The 16563-nt window shown below is 30.5% G+C and carries 14 protein-coding genes and 1 tRNA gene; 5 read left to right on the forward strand and 10 right to left on the reverse strand.

Going from position 1 to position 16563, the window contains the following annotated elements; all coding sequences use genetic code 4:
* Positions 1-245 (reverse strand): transposase (locus tag T384_RS06130; RefSeq protein WP_036498791.1); only part of this gene is annotated, 245 nt, incomplete at its 3' end.
* Between the two features lie 516 nt (positions 246-761).
* On the opposite strand from T384_RS06130, the gene rpmB reads away from it, so the two are divergent.
* Both rpmB and T384_RS0101690 read left to right on the forward strand, forming a co-directional pair.
* Complete coding sequence (rpmB, locus tag T384_RS0101685; protein ID WP_027119578.1) at positions 762-983, forward strand: 50S ribosomal protein L28; 222 nt, start codon at positions 762-764, stop codon at positions 981-983.
* 293 nt (positions 984-1276) lie between these two features.
* Positions 1277-1855 (forward strand): hypothetical protein, encoded by a 579-nt coding sequence (locus T384_RS0101690; RefSeq protein ID WP_027119579.1) that lies wholly within the window; start codon positions 1277-1279, stop codon positions 1853-1855.
* On the opposite strand, the gene T384_RS06940 is transcribed toward T384_RS0101690, so the two are convergent.
* Together T384_RS06940 and T384_RS06945 are read right to left on the reverse strand one after the other, a co-directional pair.
* Positions 1856-2476, reverse strand: a complete 621-nt coding sequence (locus T384_RS06940) for an alpha/beta fold hydrolase (protein WP_052663412.1) — start codon at positions 2474-2476, stop codon at positions 1856-1858.
* On the reverse strand, positions 2460-2801 hold the full coding sequence (locus T384_RS06945) for an alpha/beta fold hydrolase (protein ID WP_169734571.1): 342 nt from the start codon (positions 2799-2801) through the stop codon (positions 2460-2462). The genes T384_RS06940 and T384_RS06945 overlap by 17 nt, the downstream gene beginning before the upstream one ends.
* A 74-nt stretch (positions 2802-2875) precedes the next feature.
* On the opposite strand from T384_RS06945, the gene T384_RS0101700 reads away from it, so the two are divergent.
* Complete coding sequence (locus T384_RS0101700; RefSeq protein ID WP_027119580.1) at positions 2876-3310, forward strand: OsmC family protein; 435 nt, start codon at positions 2876-2878, stop codon at positions 3308-3310.
* A 464-nt stretch (positions 3311-3774) separates the two neighbouring features.
* On the opposite strand, the gene T384_RS0101705 is transcribed toward T384_RS0101700, so the two are convergent.
* From T384_RS0101705 to ptsP, 4 genes are all read right to left on the reverse strand, one after another.
* Complete coding sequence (locus T384_RS0101705) at positions 3775-4383, reverse strand: hypothetical protein (protein WP_027119581.1); 609 nt, start codon at positions 4381-4383, stop codon at positions 3775-3777.
* Positions 4384-4535: 152 nt separating this feature from the next.
* Positions 4536-5783: an aminotransferase class I/II-fold pyridoxal phosphate-dependent enzyme gene (locus T384_RS06140; RefSeq protein ID WP_084266100.1), complete on the reverse strand. Its 1248-nt coding sequence runs from the start codon at positions 5781-5783 to the stop codon at positions 4536-4538.
* 272 nt (positions 5784-6055) lie between these two features.
* Complete coding sequence (cls, locus tag T384_RS0101715; RefSeq protein ID WP_027119582.1) at positions 6056-7633, reverse strand: cardiolipin synthase; 1578 nt, start codon at positions 7631-7633, stop codon at positions 6056-6058.
* Positions 7634-7658: 25 nt separating this feature from the next.
* Positions 7659-9392 (reverse strand): phosphoenolpyruvate--protein phosphotransferase, encoded by a 1734-nt coding sequence (ptsP, locus tag T384_RS0101720; protein ID WP_027119583.1) that lies wholly within the window; start codon positions 9390-9392, stop codon positions 7659-7661.
* Positions 9393-9590: 198 nt separating this feature from the next.
* Between ptsP and T384_RS0101725 the strand changes: the two genes are divergently transcribed.
* Positions 9591-12986: a hypothetical protein gene (locus T384_RS0101725; protein WP_027119584.1), complete on the forward strand. Its 3396-nt coding sequence runs from the start codon at positions 9591-9593 to the stop codon at positions 12984-12986.
* A gap of 58 nt (positions 12987-13044) precedes the next feature.
* On the opposite strand, the gene T384_RS0101730 is transcribed toward T384_RS0101725, so the two are convergent.
* A tRNA-Arg gene (locus T384_RS0101730) sits at positions 13045-13121 on the reverse strand.
* 247 nt (positions 13122-13368) lie between these two features.
* Here T384_RS0101730 and T384_RS0101735 point away from each other — a divergent pair.
* Positions 13369-14259, forward strand: a complete 891-nt coding sequence (locus T384_RS0101735; protein WP_036498793.1) for a glycosyltransferase family 2 protein — start codon at positions 13369-13371, stop codon at positions 14257-14259.
* 4 nt (positions 14260-14263) lie between these two features.
* Here T384_RS0101735 and T384_RS06145 read toward each other — a convergent pair whose 3' ends face one another.
* Positions 14264-15505 carry a replication-associated recombination protein A gene (locus T384_RS06145; RefSeq protein ID WP_052663414.1) on the reverse strand — a complete coding sequence of 414 codons (1242 nt, stop codon included), beginning with the start codon at positions 15503-15505 and terminating at the stop codon, positions 14264-14266.
* Positions 15495-16367 carry a 16S rRNA (cytidine(1402)-2'-O)-methyltransferase gene (gene rsmI, locus T384_RS0101745; protein WP_027119586.1) on the reverse strand — a complete coding sequence of 291 codons (873 nt, stop codon included), beginning with the start codon at positions 16365-16367 and terminating at the stop codon, positions 15495-15497. Before rsmI ends, T384_RS06145 begins: the two co-directional genes overlap by 11 nt.
* Between the last annotated feature and the right edge of the window lie 196 nt (positions 16368-16563).

A 16563-nucleotide genomic window follows, 5' to 3' on the forward strand; every position in this document is an offset into this window, starting at 1 on the left:
AAACCATTCCGGCGATTGGAGTTTTCAGAACGCTCGTATTCGCTTCTTCCTAAATGTTCATCCATTTCGGCTTTAAGAAGTGCATTCAGTGGTTCAGAAAATACTTCTGTCATTGATTTAATTAAACTATTGGCACTGCTAGCATCAAAAATATCTGGGTTTCCTAGTACCAATTGGTTAAATTGGTCCATTACTTTTCGATAATTTTCAGATTTAGGTGGTTTTGGAGTTATTTTCTTTGCCATCTTGTTAATCATCCTTAATTAATTATTTGAATTTTAACACGATGCCAATTTAACACACTTATTTCATTACTACCTAAATCTGAATCATCTTATTTATGAAAATCTAATGTTATTAATTTATTAGCGCTAACTAGTTCTAGATTTCACAAATCTTGTTTTTTTAAGAAAACTAACTATTAAAAATAAGGTTCACTTATTAAAATAAAAATTTTTGAATATAGATTTTTCGTCACTTCCGTAAACAAACTATTCATTGACTTTACAAGATTCAAAAACCTCCAGTTGGGATTTTTGGTGTTTAATGATTTAATTTTACTAAGAAAGCTAAACAAAAAAACCTATTAATATTTCAAACCACAAGTGCTTTAAACTAACACACTAAAATCTATTAGTACTGAATAAAAGGTAAATTTTCTTAATCTGAAAATAGCATCTTTTCAAGAAAAATGGTTTTTAAGATTAAAAGAATTTGAAAATCTAGGTATAATATAATACGCTTTTAACTGGAGGTACCTCATGGCACGACGTGACGATTTAACAAACAAGGGACCACTAGGCGGAAATAATCGTTCGCACGCAATGAACATTACCAAACGCCGGTGAAACCTTAATTTACAACAAGCCAATGTTAAAACAGATGATGGCAAAGTTGTTAAAGTTAAAGTGACTGCAAGAACAATGCGCACTTTAAAAAAACAAAAACGTTTAGCACCTAGTACAACTACTGCTAGCAAATAAGAAATTGACCATAGGAAAAAATCCTATGGTTTTTTATTTTAACAGTTAATGACAAAGATAATTGAATGCTCTAAAAGATCTCTTCTCATTATTAGCATATGAATAATTTCAAAGCATCCAGCTAATCAACAATATAAAGATATAATCATTTACGTAATCAACTATTACAATTTAAACTTAAATCTAGTCAATTCTTCTAAAATATTTTTTGAATAAACTTAAATAAATTCCCTTAATACTAAACTTATTCAAAAGCTGATTTATTTTTAACGATAACCGAAGGAGTAATAAAAATGGAACATTTTGACATTTACTCTTTAAAAGAATTTTTACACGAAGACAGTCGTGATAAAAAATTGATATATCTCAGTTCATTTTTTTGAACATATTTTATTTTAACGATGGTTTATGATTTAGCTATTATTATAGCGTCAATAATTCTAATTTCAGTGCATAGTTCAAGCGGAGTTTATGGCGTACCATATGGCTTCTTGATACCAATTTTCATTGGTATATTATCAATTATTTTAATTATTATTATGCCTTATTTTATGCTCTTGGTACTACCAAGACTTTATGGTAGAGATATTATTAAAAAAATGAATGTAACAAACCCAAAATGAAACCAAAAGTGATATTCTAAAAAATTAGGGCGTTACAGTTTTTATTTGAGAGCACTTTGCATCCATTATTTAAAACAAAACAATTTAAAGAATATTTCAACTGCTACGTTATTATTTGAAGTATATCAAAATAAGGAATTTCTATTAGGCGAAATAAACTTCATCACCCACTACGAAAAAATAACAGGTAAGCAAGCTAAGTTTTATGATGGGTGACCATTATTCATAAATCCATTACCAATGGCTTAACTAATAATAACGAGGGTGTTTACTTCAATATCAGATAGCAAAATTTTTTGTTGCTTCTATTAACGCTGCTTTAATACCAGGTTCATTAGCAGCATGTGCAGCATAGGGAATTACTTGTAAAGATGCATTGGGTAAAACACTTTTTAATTCATAAGCCATATCAATCGGGCAAATTAAATCTTCTTTACCATGAATAATCCAAACAGGAAGATGAGATATTTTAGCTGCATTATTGACCAAATAATTGTCAGGCATAAATGAATCGTTGACAGCATAATGTGTTTCCATTAATGCAGTTTGGTAATCAGTCCGTTCATCATAACCAACTTCGCGGCCATCTGCGTATAACAGTGAAGCTTCTCATCTAGTTCATCTATGAGCTGCATCTTTTCTAAATTCCGAAGGATTTTCTTTTAAAACTTGATAATATCAAGATGTCGGAAACTTACGATATTCATACGGAACTATCCGTGCTAGTTCTTGATAACCTAAGGGACGAATTCTAGCAGCACCATCAGGATTTGACAACCAATCTCAATCTCTTCTGCGACCTAAAAAAGTTGCTCTCAAGATAATGCCAAGAACACTAGTTGGATAGGTTTCACTATAATATAAAGCCAAAGTTGTGCCCCAACTTCCTCCAAATACCAACCATATTATTAATTCTCAAGTGAATACGTAATTTTTCAATATCACTAGCAAGATATTGGGTTGTGTTGTTAATTAAACTAAATTGAGGCACAGACCGACCACAACCGCGTTGCTCAAAAGCAATAACTTTATAAACATTAAGGTCAAAGTACTGAAAACTTTGCTCGTTAAATTCACCACCAGGACCTCCATGTAAAAATACTACAGGGATTCCGGCAGGGTTTCCTCTAACTTCATAATATATTTGAGCATTATTATCGACAGGTAAATATCCAGCTATGTTTTGTATGTTCATGTTCATTTCTCAATTTTTCATTTTTCCATATTATAATAATTCCTAATGAAATTGAATAAATTAAGGATAAATTTATGTTAAAAACTTACAATACTGAAGCTGTTTTAAATGAAGATGGCAGCATCAACGCTACTGCTCGCGGATTTAACATCACAATAGATGCAAAATCTAATAGTGGTAAGGGTGGTCAAGGAATGAGCCCAATTGACGCATGACTAAATGGGGTTGCGGCTTGTGAACTTTCCACAATTAAAGCTCATGCTGCAATTGAAGGATTTGAATTTTCTAATGCCAAAATTGTAATGGAATCACAACGTGATTCATTAGGTGGAGATGACCACTATTTTGGCTTGACAGAAATAACAGAACACATTTATATTCAAACTCAAGAAAGCAATGAAGCAGTAAGCAAAATTATTAAAAGTGCAAAAGAACGCTGCCCATTAGCAGCTACAGTAAAAAGAGTACAAGGTTTAAAAATACAAACTGTTATTCATATTGTTCGATAATTTACCCTTTATATCAACTTTTACACAAAGAACGAAAATTATTTCGTTCTTTTTTTGTTTTGTTAATCTGATCTCGTAAGCAACATACTAGATTAGATTAAAAATAGAAAAAACCCAGCAAACGGCCGGGTTATTTCTAATTAAGGCTTCACAGATTAACTATAAAGCAAAAACGGTATTACTACTAAATAGATCTAGTCGAACTCACAAACAAAGGTTATCAAAATTTAGTTTTTAAATACATAACAACTATTTTCACAAACTTTTCTAAATTATTCTGTTTTTAGTTTAATTAGATTTGCCTGTAAAAATCTTTACGATTTAAGTGTTCAATCAAGTAACGATTCCATTAGCCTTGTAACGTAAGCGTTAAACTAAACCTAGTTCTAGCTTAAAGACGAATGCACTTGCTTGCTTTTCTTCTAGTTATCTTTCGTAAGATGTGGATCACTCCACATTTTTAATTATACAAAATTCAAATTTTGTTGGTTTTTTAAAGAGGTCTGATAATTATTAATAAAACGTTTTTTCAAATAATAAATCTTGTGTTTAGGAACATGGTGATTTTTAACTATTTCTTTAAAACTTAAAGCGCCTGTCATCGACTTCAAAATCCTTTGATCTTTTGTTTTAAACTTTTTAATTAATCCATTAACAAAATCATTTGTTTCGACGTCGTGAGCAATGTCTGATGGTGTCTTTGGACGATTACAAAGCGTAGTATTTTCGTAATCTTGAATCGCAGATAAACGTTCTGGAGGAACATAGATTTCGCGATGGATTAACAGGTGTTTAAAATAATTACGAATATAATTTTTAGTAAACATTTTAACAAAGCTGAAAAATTTCATTTTCTTAGTTACATCGTATGTTTTTCAAGCTAGTTTCATACAAACATATACTAATGAATCCATTTCAGATATTTCTAAATGATCTTGAATATTTGTATAACTTGAGTAAATGTTTCTTACAGTAACTAACAAATATCAGCGATATTTTTGAAATGCTTGATTAAAGGTTTTTGGATCTGTATTGTCAATTTCAACTTGGATTTTATTTAATTTTGTTTTCATTGGTTTTCCTCCAAGGAAAATTATCCTGCAATATGTTAAAAAGTTTGTCTCTTGTTTCGATACAAAAAAAGAAACAAAAACAGTCACTTCTGTAACTTTATTTTGCTTCTTTTTTTAAATTCTTAATAAACTAAAATTAAACAGTTTTATAACTAAACTATTCGGCTTTTTTTATTTTTAGCTTGAGCTGTTAATAAATCTAAAACCTCGGTTTCAGTAACTGGTAAGTCACTTAAAACTTTAGTAATAATTCCAATTGCTTTATCAATTTGTTCTTTAGTATGTTCTGCTTGGTAACTAGTTCGTAGTAAGCATTCGTTTTCGGATGTTGCGGGCGGAATCACTGGATTAACATATACGCCTTGTTCAAACAAAATTTTAGCTGCTAAAAGCGTACGCATCTTACCATATGAATAAATAGGAATAATAGGAATATCAGTATGTCCTCCAATCTTTAAATTGTTTTGAAGCATTTTAGTTCTCGCATAATTTGAAATATCATTAACTTTTTTAACAAGTGCAGGGTTTTTAATTAATAACCCTAATGCACAACGGGCCGCTTCAATAGCGCTTGGAGGTAATGCTGCACTAAAAATAAACGGGCGAGACTGATGCATAATAAATTCAATAACTTCTTTAGAACCACAAACATAACCACCAATACTTGCCAAAGTTTTACTAAATGTTCCCATAATCAGATCGACGTCATCTTCAAGACCAAAATGTTCGGCTGTACCACGACCATTTTTGCCTAAAACACCTAAACCGTGAGCGTCATCTACCATAACTTTGGCACCATACTTTTTAGCAAGTGCAACAATTTCGGGAAGTTTACAGATTTCACCAGACATACTGAATACACCATCTGTAATAATTAATGCTCCACTAGTTTCTGGGATTTCTTTTAAGCGCATTTCTAAATCTTCCATATCACTATGATAATAGCGAACAAATTTGGCATTTCCCAATTTAATTCCATCATAAATAGAAGCATGATTTTCACGATCACATAAAATTACATCACTACGCGAAGCAATACATGACAAAACCCCTAGATTTGTTGTGTAGCCTGAAGAAAAAATTAAGCACCTTGGTTTTTTTAGAAATGATGCTAAGTCTTGCTCAAGATTAATATGAAGATCAGTAGTTCCATTTAAAAACCTTGATCCAGAAACCCCTGAACCATAATTTTTAAAAGCGTTAATTCCAGCTTCAATCACTTCAGAATGACTAGTTAAACTTAAATAATTATTTGATCCGAGCATGATCACTTCATGGCCTTGCATTTTCACAATGGTATCTTGTTTTGATTCTAGTTGATGAAAATATGGATAAATATCAAGGGATTTGGCAAGTTTTGCGTCACTTATTTGATAACATTTATCGAATATGTCTTTCATAAGACTCCTATCTATGGGCTAAATAAAAAATAACAAATTTTATCTAATCTAAATTTAGATTAATTCGGTTTAGATTAAATCTAAGTTCTTAAATTTTAACAAATACGAGAAGATAAAAATATATTTCCGAGTCAAAATTAAAATAAGCAAATCCTAAGAACTTGTGAAAAATAAGATTTGATTAAGATTAATATGTTTTAAAGAAAAAAAACTTCACCGAAGAATTATGAATAAGTGTTCTAACTTCTTGATAATAAAGACTATAGCAATATTTACAAAAGTGGATGGTAGATATTCATAAAAGCCATTTTCCATTTAATAATACGTTTTTGATGTTTGCTAAATGTCTTGGGGGTAATCTTTGTACTTTGGGAAATTAAATTATTAAAAATGTTTGTGTAATTTTTGACAGTTTCACTATCTTTAACAATTAACGCACTTTCATAGTTAATAAATAATGATCGGAAATCTAAATTAAAAGTACTCACAACAGTCACGTCATCATCAATCATGATTGTTTTAGAATGGATAAAGCCTTGGTATTCGTAGATCCGAATATCAGCATCGATTAATTTCTCATATTGAAAGCGGTTCATTGTCAAAATATAAGCCTTATCATCAGGCATACCTGGTAAAATGATTTGAACATCGATCCCTGATAAAGAAGCGGTTCTTAAGGCCGTTAATACTCCTTCAGTAGGAACAAAATAAGGGGTAATAATTTTGATTTTACTTTTAGCTTTAGCAAAAAGTGAGATTAGCATATCATGTAATGTTTTTTCGTTATAGCCAGGTGATGATTCGACAATTTGGGCAATTACCTTTCGTTCAGTAGATACCAATTCAGGTTTTTTTAAGGATAAATAAAAATCCCGGTTTTCTAATAAATCATCCTGGTTTCTTTGATCTTTGGATAAACCACAATAACTTAACCAATCTAAACAAAAAATAATGTTTAAAGTATTAACAATGTGGCCACTAATAATGACATTACTGTCTTCCCAGTTATTAAACCATTTTTCATAGCGAATATATTCGTCGGCAAGATTAGATCCGCCATAAAGAGCATAAACGTTATCGACTATTAAACATTTTCGGTGACAACGAAAATTCGTTTTTGATGTATATCTAGTAAACGTAGCTGGATTAAATTCACCAATTAAAACCCCTGCTTCTTTCAACTCTTTTAAGATTGCAGCAGCCCCCCGTTTATAAGTACCAACTCAATCATAAATAAAACGAACTTTAACCCCTTGTTTAACTTTTTCAATTAAAGCGTTAGCAATACTGCGTAATCACACACCATCCGAAATGATATAGTATTGTAAATGAATAAAGTGTTTAGCTTTTTCAATCAATTTTAATGATTCGTGATAAAGGTTCTTTTGGTTTTGAACAACGAAAACTTCGTTGTTACAATACACTGGGCGGCGTTGGGAATTAACGCCAAAATAAAATATTTGTTTTAGTAAATCATTTTTTTCAGATTCCTCATTTAAAAATTCATTAGTAAAGTCAAAATCCTCATGTCTAATGAACGAGGCTTGACGTGACAAATAATCTTTTCTTTTAAAGCGCAATAACGGGTTAATCCCAAAAATTACAAACAAGAAGAAACCAAAAACCGGTAGTCCTAATATTACAAAAATCCAGCACATCTTGACATTTACAATCCGGCGGGAATTAAGTAAGTAAAAAGATAATAATACTTGTAGAACATAAAAACAAACAATAACAACAACAAGATAAAAGAAAGATTGAAAAACAATAACTGTAACGACAAGAGCAATAATTGCAAGAATGGAAAAGTTTCCGGCAATTAATATCAGTATTTCTTTCTTTTTGTTCATGTGCGATTAATTATGTTTTTATAAGTTAAAAATTGATTTTGTGTTTTTTCAAAAAGTTTTCAACTAAAGCACCAACTGCTTCAGCTGTTCCTAAACGAATTGCTTGTTCGGCTAGTTTTTGACAATCAGGATAATTTAATTTGGAAATAATGTATTTTGCTTTAAGCATTGAAGGAGCACTCATTGAAAATTCTTTCAAGCCAAGACCCAAAAGCAAAGGAACAGCTAATGGTTCTCCGGCCATTTCTCCACACATCCCTGTTCAAATTCCATTAAGATTTGCACCATCAATAGTGTTTTTAATTAAACGCAATAAGGACGGATTCAATGGTTGGTATAAATAACTTACCGATTTAGACATTCGGTCAGCGGCGAACGAATATTGGATTAAATCATTGGTTCCAATTGAAAAGAAGTCACAATGTTTTCCTAAAACATCTGCTAGAACTGCAGCTGAAGGAATTTCCACCATGATTCCAACTAGTGGTTTACCAAATTTAACTTTTTGGGCTGTTAATTCTTCGCGACAAACTTGCAATAACGCTTTTGCTTTTTTAAGTTCATCAACGGTAGCAACCATGGGAAACATAATTCCCAACTTTCCAAATGCAGATGCTCGAAGTAAAGCTTTTAATTGTGTTTTAAAAATTTCTGGTTGGTCTAAAGTTAAACGAATCGCCCGATATCCTAAGAATGGATTCATTTCTTTAGGGAATGTATAATAATTTAAAGTTTTATCCCCACCAATATCTAAAGTACGCATTACTACTAATTCATTATTAGCTTGTTCTAACACACTTTTATATGCTTCAAATTGAACTTCTTCATTTGGTCATTCACTTGCATGCATGTATAAAAATTCTGTTCTAAACAAACCAACACCTTTAGCGCCATATTGTTTTGCTCCAGCCATATCATCTGGAGTACCAATGTTAACAGCAACAGAAACTTCGTGTCCGTCTTTTGTGATAGCAACTGGCTTAACAAATTGTAATAAAACTTCTTTTTCTTCAAGAAATTTGGCTTGCTTTTGTAGGTATTCTTTTTTGTCAGATTCGCTTAAATCCCAACCGACAACTCCACCATGTCCATCGATTACAATTTCTTGGTTTTGGGCAACATCTTTAGTAATTGTTTTTAGACCTACAACAGATGGAATTTCAAGAGTCCTTGAAATAATCGCAACGTGGCTTGTCCGACCACCGATATTAGTAGCAAAACCTTTAATGTATTTTTTATCTAGTAAAGATGTTTGCGAAGGTGATAAATCTTCTGCAATGATAATTACATCAGAATTAATAGTCAATAAATCTGGTAATTCAGTATCGGTCATAATTGCCAATACGCGAGTTTTAATATCTTTAATATCGGCCGCTCTTTCACGGAAGTATTGATCTGATAAAGACAAAAATAATTCGTGCGTTTTTTCGAATGCTTCATCTGTTGCTAAAACAGCATTTTTTAAATTATTTTCTATCGCTTCTGTAATTTGGGCCATTAAAGTAGGGTCATTAATCATTTCGATATGAGCTTGAAAAATATTGCCTTGTTCTTCACCCAATTTTTTTGTAGCAATTTCTTTAACTTCTTTTAATTGCTCTGCTGCTTTAGCAAAAGCTGATTGCACTTTTTGGATTTCTTGTTTTACTTGGCTTTTTTTAATTTTAGCTTGGCTAATTTCAAAAACCGGTGTTTCTAACTTATATGCTTTAGCAATGGCGATCCCGTCTGATGCGCCAATCCCTTGTTTAGTTTGCATTTTTTTACCTCGTTTAATATCCCATTTATATGAATAACAATAATCTATTTTAAATTTCAATATCTAGAATTTAAATAAAACAATACAAAAAATTATTCAGATTGAAACCAAAAGTAAGTGATGTTTTTAAAAATATTTAAAAATTTTTTTCTCACTTTTTGCTTGTTTTCGACATTTATATTATGTAGGAGAACAAAAATGAAAAAACACATTCGCTGATTAATTCCCTTTTTAACAACAGCATTTTCAATTCCGGTTATCTTTTCATATACTAAAAATGATTTACCAAATTCTCATAATGAAATGCAGATTGTTAATCACAACTCTACAACACAACAGAAGCAAGAAGATTTATTTTTAAAGAAAATTCAATCCAATCAAGTTACCAAGCAAAAAGATAAAATATTCGAAAATTTTTTAGTTCACGATGCTAACTCAATACAAAGTGAAAAAGTTGAATTTCAAAATAATAGTTATATTTACAAACCAGATGATTTCACCAATCTCCAGACACAAACTAGTAATGCATTAAATTCAGTAAACAATAAACTTGTGAACGATTTTGAAAAAAAGGTAAATGATAATTTAGCTCAAATAAACAATTATGTAAAAATTACAAGAATCAAACCCATCGCCCAAGCTACAGGAACATCTGTCTATGATTCTATGAAACCTAGAGAATCATTCGCTAATGATCTTGCTTATGAAAGACACTCATATTATATGGTGACTGGATCATCTGGTTATTTACCGACCGGAAAATCAATTATGATTGGTCCGTCAAATTGGCTTAACCAAAATACTTATGAGGCACAGATTAAGTTCAAATCATTAGACGGAAACCAATGAACAAATTATCAAGATATCAACCAAGACTTTTCATTTGATCTTTCTGGAAAATCATATAAAGAAGGAAAAATAAAATTTAAATTTAATGGAACAGAATTTGATTTTAAAATTCCCCAAATAAATGACTTATTAGATCTACCTGAACGAAGTTATGGCGGCAGTAATGAATTTGCATTCATAATAAGTTTAACTAATGATGGCAGAGCACCTTATGTTGAAAATAGTTCAACATCTTGAAGATCTTTTTATCGATTCGGGTTAGAAGTAAAAGGTGAAGTAGTACCTAATGTATCATTAGATACAACAAACTACCAACTACAAAATAAGGATCTAAAAGCAACCGAATCAAACTCAGTGTATTATCTTCCTTTTGTTTCTTCCAGCAGTCAAACTATTGTGGGGGAAAATACTTACTTTAGCAAAAGGAGAGCTGTCTTTGAACAAATTAAAAATTTGCAAGAAAACGAATCTTATAAAAATGCAACAACTGCAAAATCAAAAAACGTTGAAAATATAACCTCTAATGCTTTAAAGTTACAAAAAATACCTGTCAATCCTAATTACGAAATTTATCAATATAACTATGTGGTTCCAGAAAGGCTTTCGACAAATGTTCAAAATTACTTAACAACAGAAGTTTTATCCAATTCGTTTCGTCAATATGAAGGAATTGAAAATTTAATTGCGGAGAAAATTCGTATTTTAAAAAATTCCGGTGTTACAAAAAAAGCTAAACCAGTTACTAATGTATATACCCAAAGTGACGAAGATCAAATAAACCTACAATTTGGATTAGATCAAAATTTTTCATCAGTGTTAAATGCAATCGATAACATTAATTTACTAATTAAAAAAATTCAATCATTTCAAGAATCACAGGATAAATCGAAGGCCTTAGAGAAACTAAGAAATTTTGAAATTAATATGACGGATCTAAACCAGGCTGTCCAATTATTAGACAATCAAGAAGAATTAATCAAAATTATTGTAAAAAGTGTTTGCAACGAAAGCAACTGTATTTTTGATTTAATTCAGAACAATCTTAATTTAAATGGGGCCTTCAAAACATTTGAAAAGTTAAATTACTATCATGACTTGCCAGAATTGATAAATGAGTTTTTGAACAAAACAACAATAGATGCTCAAGTCGATTATGGAGATAATAAACCAACAACATTAAATGTCTTTAGTAAAAATAGTTTTAACAAATTAGAAGTTAGACAAGCTAATGCAATAAACCCATTGAGTAACATCGCTAGCAACATAATTCAAATTAAATTATCAAATATGATAATCAATTATCAGGATGAAAAATTCCCCAAAAGAAAGCTTATAAATTTAAGAAATTTATTGAATAATTATTTACCAAACAATACTTTTGTAGTCAACCAAAATTTACTAGTTTATGAAATTAATTATCGATCGGATTTTAAAGATTTAAAAATATTGAACGAGCAAGACGATGCCTTTAAAATCTTAAAGTCAAATGATCCAATCGGTTTGATTGCTTCAGGCTACTTGAATGAAAAAAATGCTAGCATTGCGAGACAAAACGTGGCTGTAACAGTTCAAAATTACATTAACTCAGACAGCACTATTCCTCAAATCAATGCAGCAGATATTGAAATCATAAACAAACAAAAATTAGCTGCCAGTGAATACCAAGAAAATTTAAAACAATTAATTAATTCCAAAAACATTAATGTTGATATTAATGATCAGTTAGGATATTTTTACGCAGTTGTTGGGATTAAAAACTCAAATGATTTAAGGAAAATTGGTTCAATTTTAAACCCAGAAGTAAGCACACAAAAAATGTGGTTAATTATGCAAAGTAAAACTCAGCCTAACCTGCGTTATTATCTTATGCGGCTAAAAGCTGCAAAAATTAAAATTAAATGAGATCAAATCCATTTTGCGCCTGATTCCAAAAATAAGCGGATAAATTTGCAAATCGATAATTTTCAACTAAACAAAAATAAATATTTTGATTTTCGTTATGATGCAAATAATTTAATTAATCAAAAACAAGAATGAAAACTACCAGATACGAATGATTACCAATTACAATGAACACAAACACAAGAAGAAAAAATGCAATTGTGATTTAATTTGGAAATGAGTTTGAACGATTTTGGAATTGGCATTAATAATGCTCAATCATCAATAGATATGAGCGAACACGTTTTCAACATTCAATTAATGAAGCTTCAAGACCAAGATCAAAATATGAAATACGGCTTTATAAAATCCGAAATCAACTACATTAAAATCAATCCTTCATCAGTAAATAATATTTATTGGTTAACCTATCAAATAGATGAACAAAAACTGGAAAAAATTCCTTTAGAAATTCAATTAAAAGAGCCAGCTGATTCGTCAAAAACCCCAGAACTAATTGTTAAACCATTACAAAATTTAACAAAATCAACTAATGACATATACATTAAACCATTTCAAAAAAAGATTGAACAAGATCTCATTAAATTAAGCCAAGAAAAATTTTCAAAGACACCTTGAAAACTAACGGATTTAAAAATTGATTTTCAAGACAGCAAAAACACAAAAATGAAAATTGATCATGTTTCACAAAAACCTTCTCAACAAAGAAGCAGTCTATCGAAAGCATTAATAATTGCACTAGGAGTTATCGGCTCAATATCAGGATTAGGATTAATAATCGGAGCAGGATTAATCATTTATAAAAAACACTATAATCGTTGACCGTGAAACCGACCAAATTAAAAGTTCTTAATTAAAAAAATGAAAAAAGTCTGGGCAAACCCAGACCTTTAAATTTTAATGGCGTCACCGACAGGAGTTGAACCTGCAACCCTCAGCTCCGCAAGCTGATGCTCTATCCAATTGAGCTACGGCGACAAAATACAGTTGATATTATAGCATATTGATAATTACTAAAACGGTTAAATAAAACACATTAACCATTCAATTTTGGGCTTTTTGTGGCATTAACAATTTACCTTAAAAAGATTAAAAATAGTTATCCTTAATAGTAAGCGATCATTTTCCATCAAAAAAACAATTGAAATATTTTTCCATAATCTCCCGTTTTATAAAACCAGAGGGTAAATATGATAAAATTGTACACGCCATTAAGAAATTTAAAATGCCATCATTCAGTATCATCATCCCCACATATAATTGTGCTCCATATTTAAAAACCGCATTAGAATCAATATCCAATCAAAAATATGATTTGGACAAAATTGAGATTTTAGTTATTGATGATGGATCAATTGATAACACTCCACAGATTGTCAACCAATTTAAAGAAACCCATCCAGAGCTAAACTTGCAATATTTTTATAAAGACAACCAAAATTGGGGGTCTGTTTTAAATTTTGTTAAACACCAAAAACTTGCAACTAAAGACTATATTACTGTTCTTGATGCTGATGATACTTTAAATAAAAATATCTTTAAAAATTTAAAGAAAATTAACATCAATAACTACGATTTAGTGATATCAGATTTTCATAAAAAAAGAAGTCATTATGTTTTTCATGTTTTTACATATGATTACTTTTTAAAACATCCAAAAAATAAGAATCAAGCACAAACTCCTTTTTGTGTTCCTTTGGGAAAATTCGCCAAAAAAGAATTATTTTATGATTTGCCAGATTTTAAAGAAAAAACACCGTATCAAGACGCTTATTACTCATTGCAATTAATTAACCAAGCATCAAAAATACGTCATCTTAATAAGAGTGCGGGAAACTATTACTATAAGCGTATAGGCAACTCAATGTCATTACCATGGCAAGGTTCGAGATATCTTACTGAGGTTCAAATTTGTTTAGATTTTTTAAAAAATGATAGTCAAGAACTTGTTGCCTTTCATTTGTTACGCCGCAGCTTCCGAAAATTAGTTAAAGAAAACTTATACCGATTTCCAATCAAGCGCAGTTTCAAGTTTCAAAACATCCCTTGGTATGCTCGTTGAACAATGCGCTTAATTTATTTTTTCTTTTTAAAAAGTTGTTTTAGAAAAGTTTAATTTTTTATTCTTCATGATAACGCTTCAAAGATTTTAACCATGCTGTTAATTTAGCTTCATTAGCACTATGCTTAGGCGGATTATAATAATCTGCGTCCAAAAGTTTATCTGGAAGGTATTGTTGCTCTACTCAAGCATTGGGATAATCATGTGGATATTTGTATCCGACAACACCCAATTTCGTTGCAGATTTATAGTTGTTATCTTGCAAATGTTTTGGAATTGGATATGCTTTCCCATTAGAAGCATCTGTCATGGCTGCTGCAATCGCACTATAAGCAGCATTTGATTTTGGTGATAACGCCATCTCAATAACAAGATTACCCAAAATAGTGGTTGCTTCTGGAAACCCAACCTCTTTAGCAGCTTGTAACCCTAAATAAACACGAATACATAAATTAGGGTTTGCTAAACCAATATCTTCATATGCTACCATTTGCAAGCGTCTAGAAATTGCAACCAAATCTCCACCCATAATTAGTCGAGCTAAATAGTGTAACGACGCATCCACATCACTACCTCGTAATGATTTATGCAATGCTGATTTCAAATTATGATGTTCATCATCATAGTTAGAGTTTGTAACGTAAGCTTGATTCATAATGCTATTTAATAAAGTATTATCTATCTTGACATCTTGATAAAGTTGTTTAATTAAATCAACCACATTGATTGCAGCTCGTACATCACCCAAAGTTTTGTCGGCAATCACTTTTAATAATTTATCGCTAATATTATTGATCTCTAATTTTTTGACGATAGTTTTTAATCCCTCATAAACATCTTCAGCATTTAAAGGCAATAATTGCAAAATCTGACAACGACTGCGAATGGCAGGATTAATTACAAAAAAGGGATTTTCCGTAGTTGTAGCAAACAAAACAAAAGTACCACCTTCTAGTCCAGACAATAAGATATCTTGCTTGTCCCGATTTAATCGATGAATTTCTTCTAAAATTAAAATATAACCAGTTGATATTTGAGCTGTTTTAATGATTTCAACTAGTTTTTCTTTGTTATCTGTAGTTGCGTTAAAAATTTGGTGTGGAATTTTTAAATCGTTTGCTAAAGCAGTTGCCATTGAGGTTTTGCCAATACCTGGTTTACCATAAAAAATTAACGAAAAGGCTTTTTTAGTTTGAGCCATTCGAGATACAATTCCATCGTTGTTTAATAAATGTTTTTGACCAAATACTTCTTTAATTGTTTTTGGTCTTAATTCAATGGCAAGAGGTTTAGTTTTCATTTTTGTCTAGTTGTTCTTGGAGTAATAAATTATACAAATTAGAACTTTCTAATTTAAAAACTTTAGCAGCATATTTACATGCGTCTTTTAAGCGCATTTTATACTGAACTAGATTTTTAATTAGAATAATTGCATCATTTAAATTGTTGTGTTCAAACGGCGTTATTGATGCATCGTTATTATCAATAAGAATCACAAATTCACCTTTTAAAGTTAACTGTTCACAAATGGATTTTGCGGTCCCAAAATAATAACATTCATTTAATTTGGTCAGCTCACGAGCCACACAGACTTTTAGATTCTTAAAAACTTCATCAACAATTAACAAACTATTTTTAATTCTGTGAACAGCTTCATAAAAGATGAGCGTGGCTGGTATTTTTTTTGCTGCATTTAATTGTTCGTGTAACTCTTTAATATTCCGTTCAAAAAACCCACCAAAATAGAAATGTTCACTTGGAAAACCACTTCCAGCCAATGCACATAAAATAGCATTTGATCCATTTATGACCTCAACTTTGACTTGGGGTAATTTTGTTCTAATCTCATTAATTAGAATTTGCCCTGGATCACTAATGGTTGGATATCCAGCATCACTCATTAAAGCACAATTATACTTTTTAACATAATCTAAAAATTCAGACGTTCTCTGCACTTCATTAAATTTATGATAGCTAATCATTTTTAAATGATTGAAGTCAATTTTCAATAATGACAATAATTTTTTGGTAGTTCGGGTGTCTTCACAAAATAAATATTGAATATCTGCCATAGAGTCTACAGCTCTTGCACTAAATTCATTTAAATTACCTATCGGGCTAGCGATGACATAAAATGTTGTTGATTGGTTTTTAATGCTCATAATTTATTACTATTTTACAACACTAAAACCTACCCAGCATATTAACACTCAATTAAAATTGAGTAAAAAGATCAAAGGACATAGCTGCAGTATAAAAATTTTATAAATTTAGTTCATAGAGATTTCAAACATAATTACAATTTTCTAATACTGACCTAGAATCAACTTTTAAAAAATGTTTTATAATACTAATCAT

It is taken from the genome of Mycoplasma testudinis ATCC 43263, assembly GCF_000687795.1.
Taxonomy (GTDB): domain Bacteria; phylum Bacillota_I; class Bacilli_A; order Mycoplasmatales; family Mycoplasmoidaceae; genus Mycoplasmoides; species Mycoplasmoides testudinis.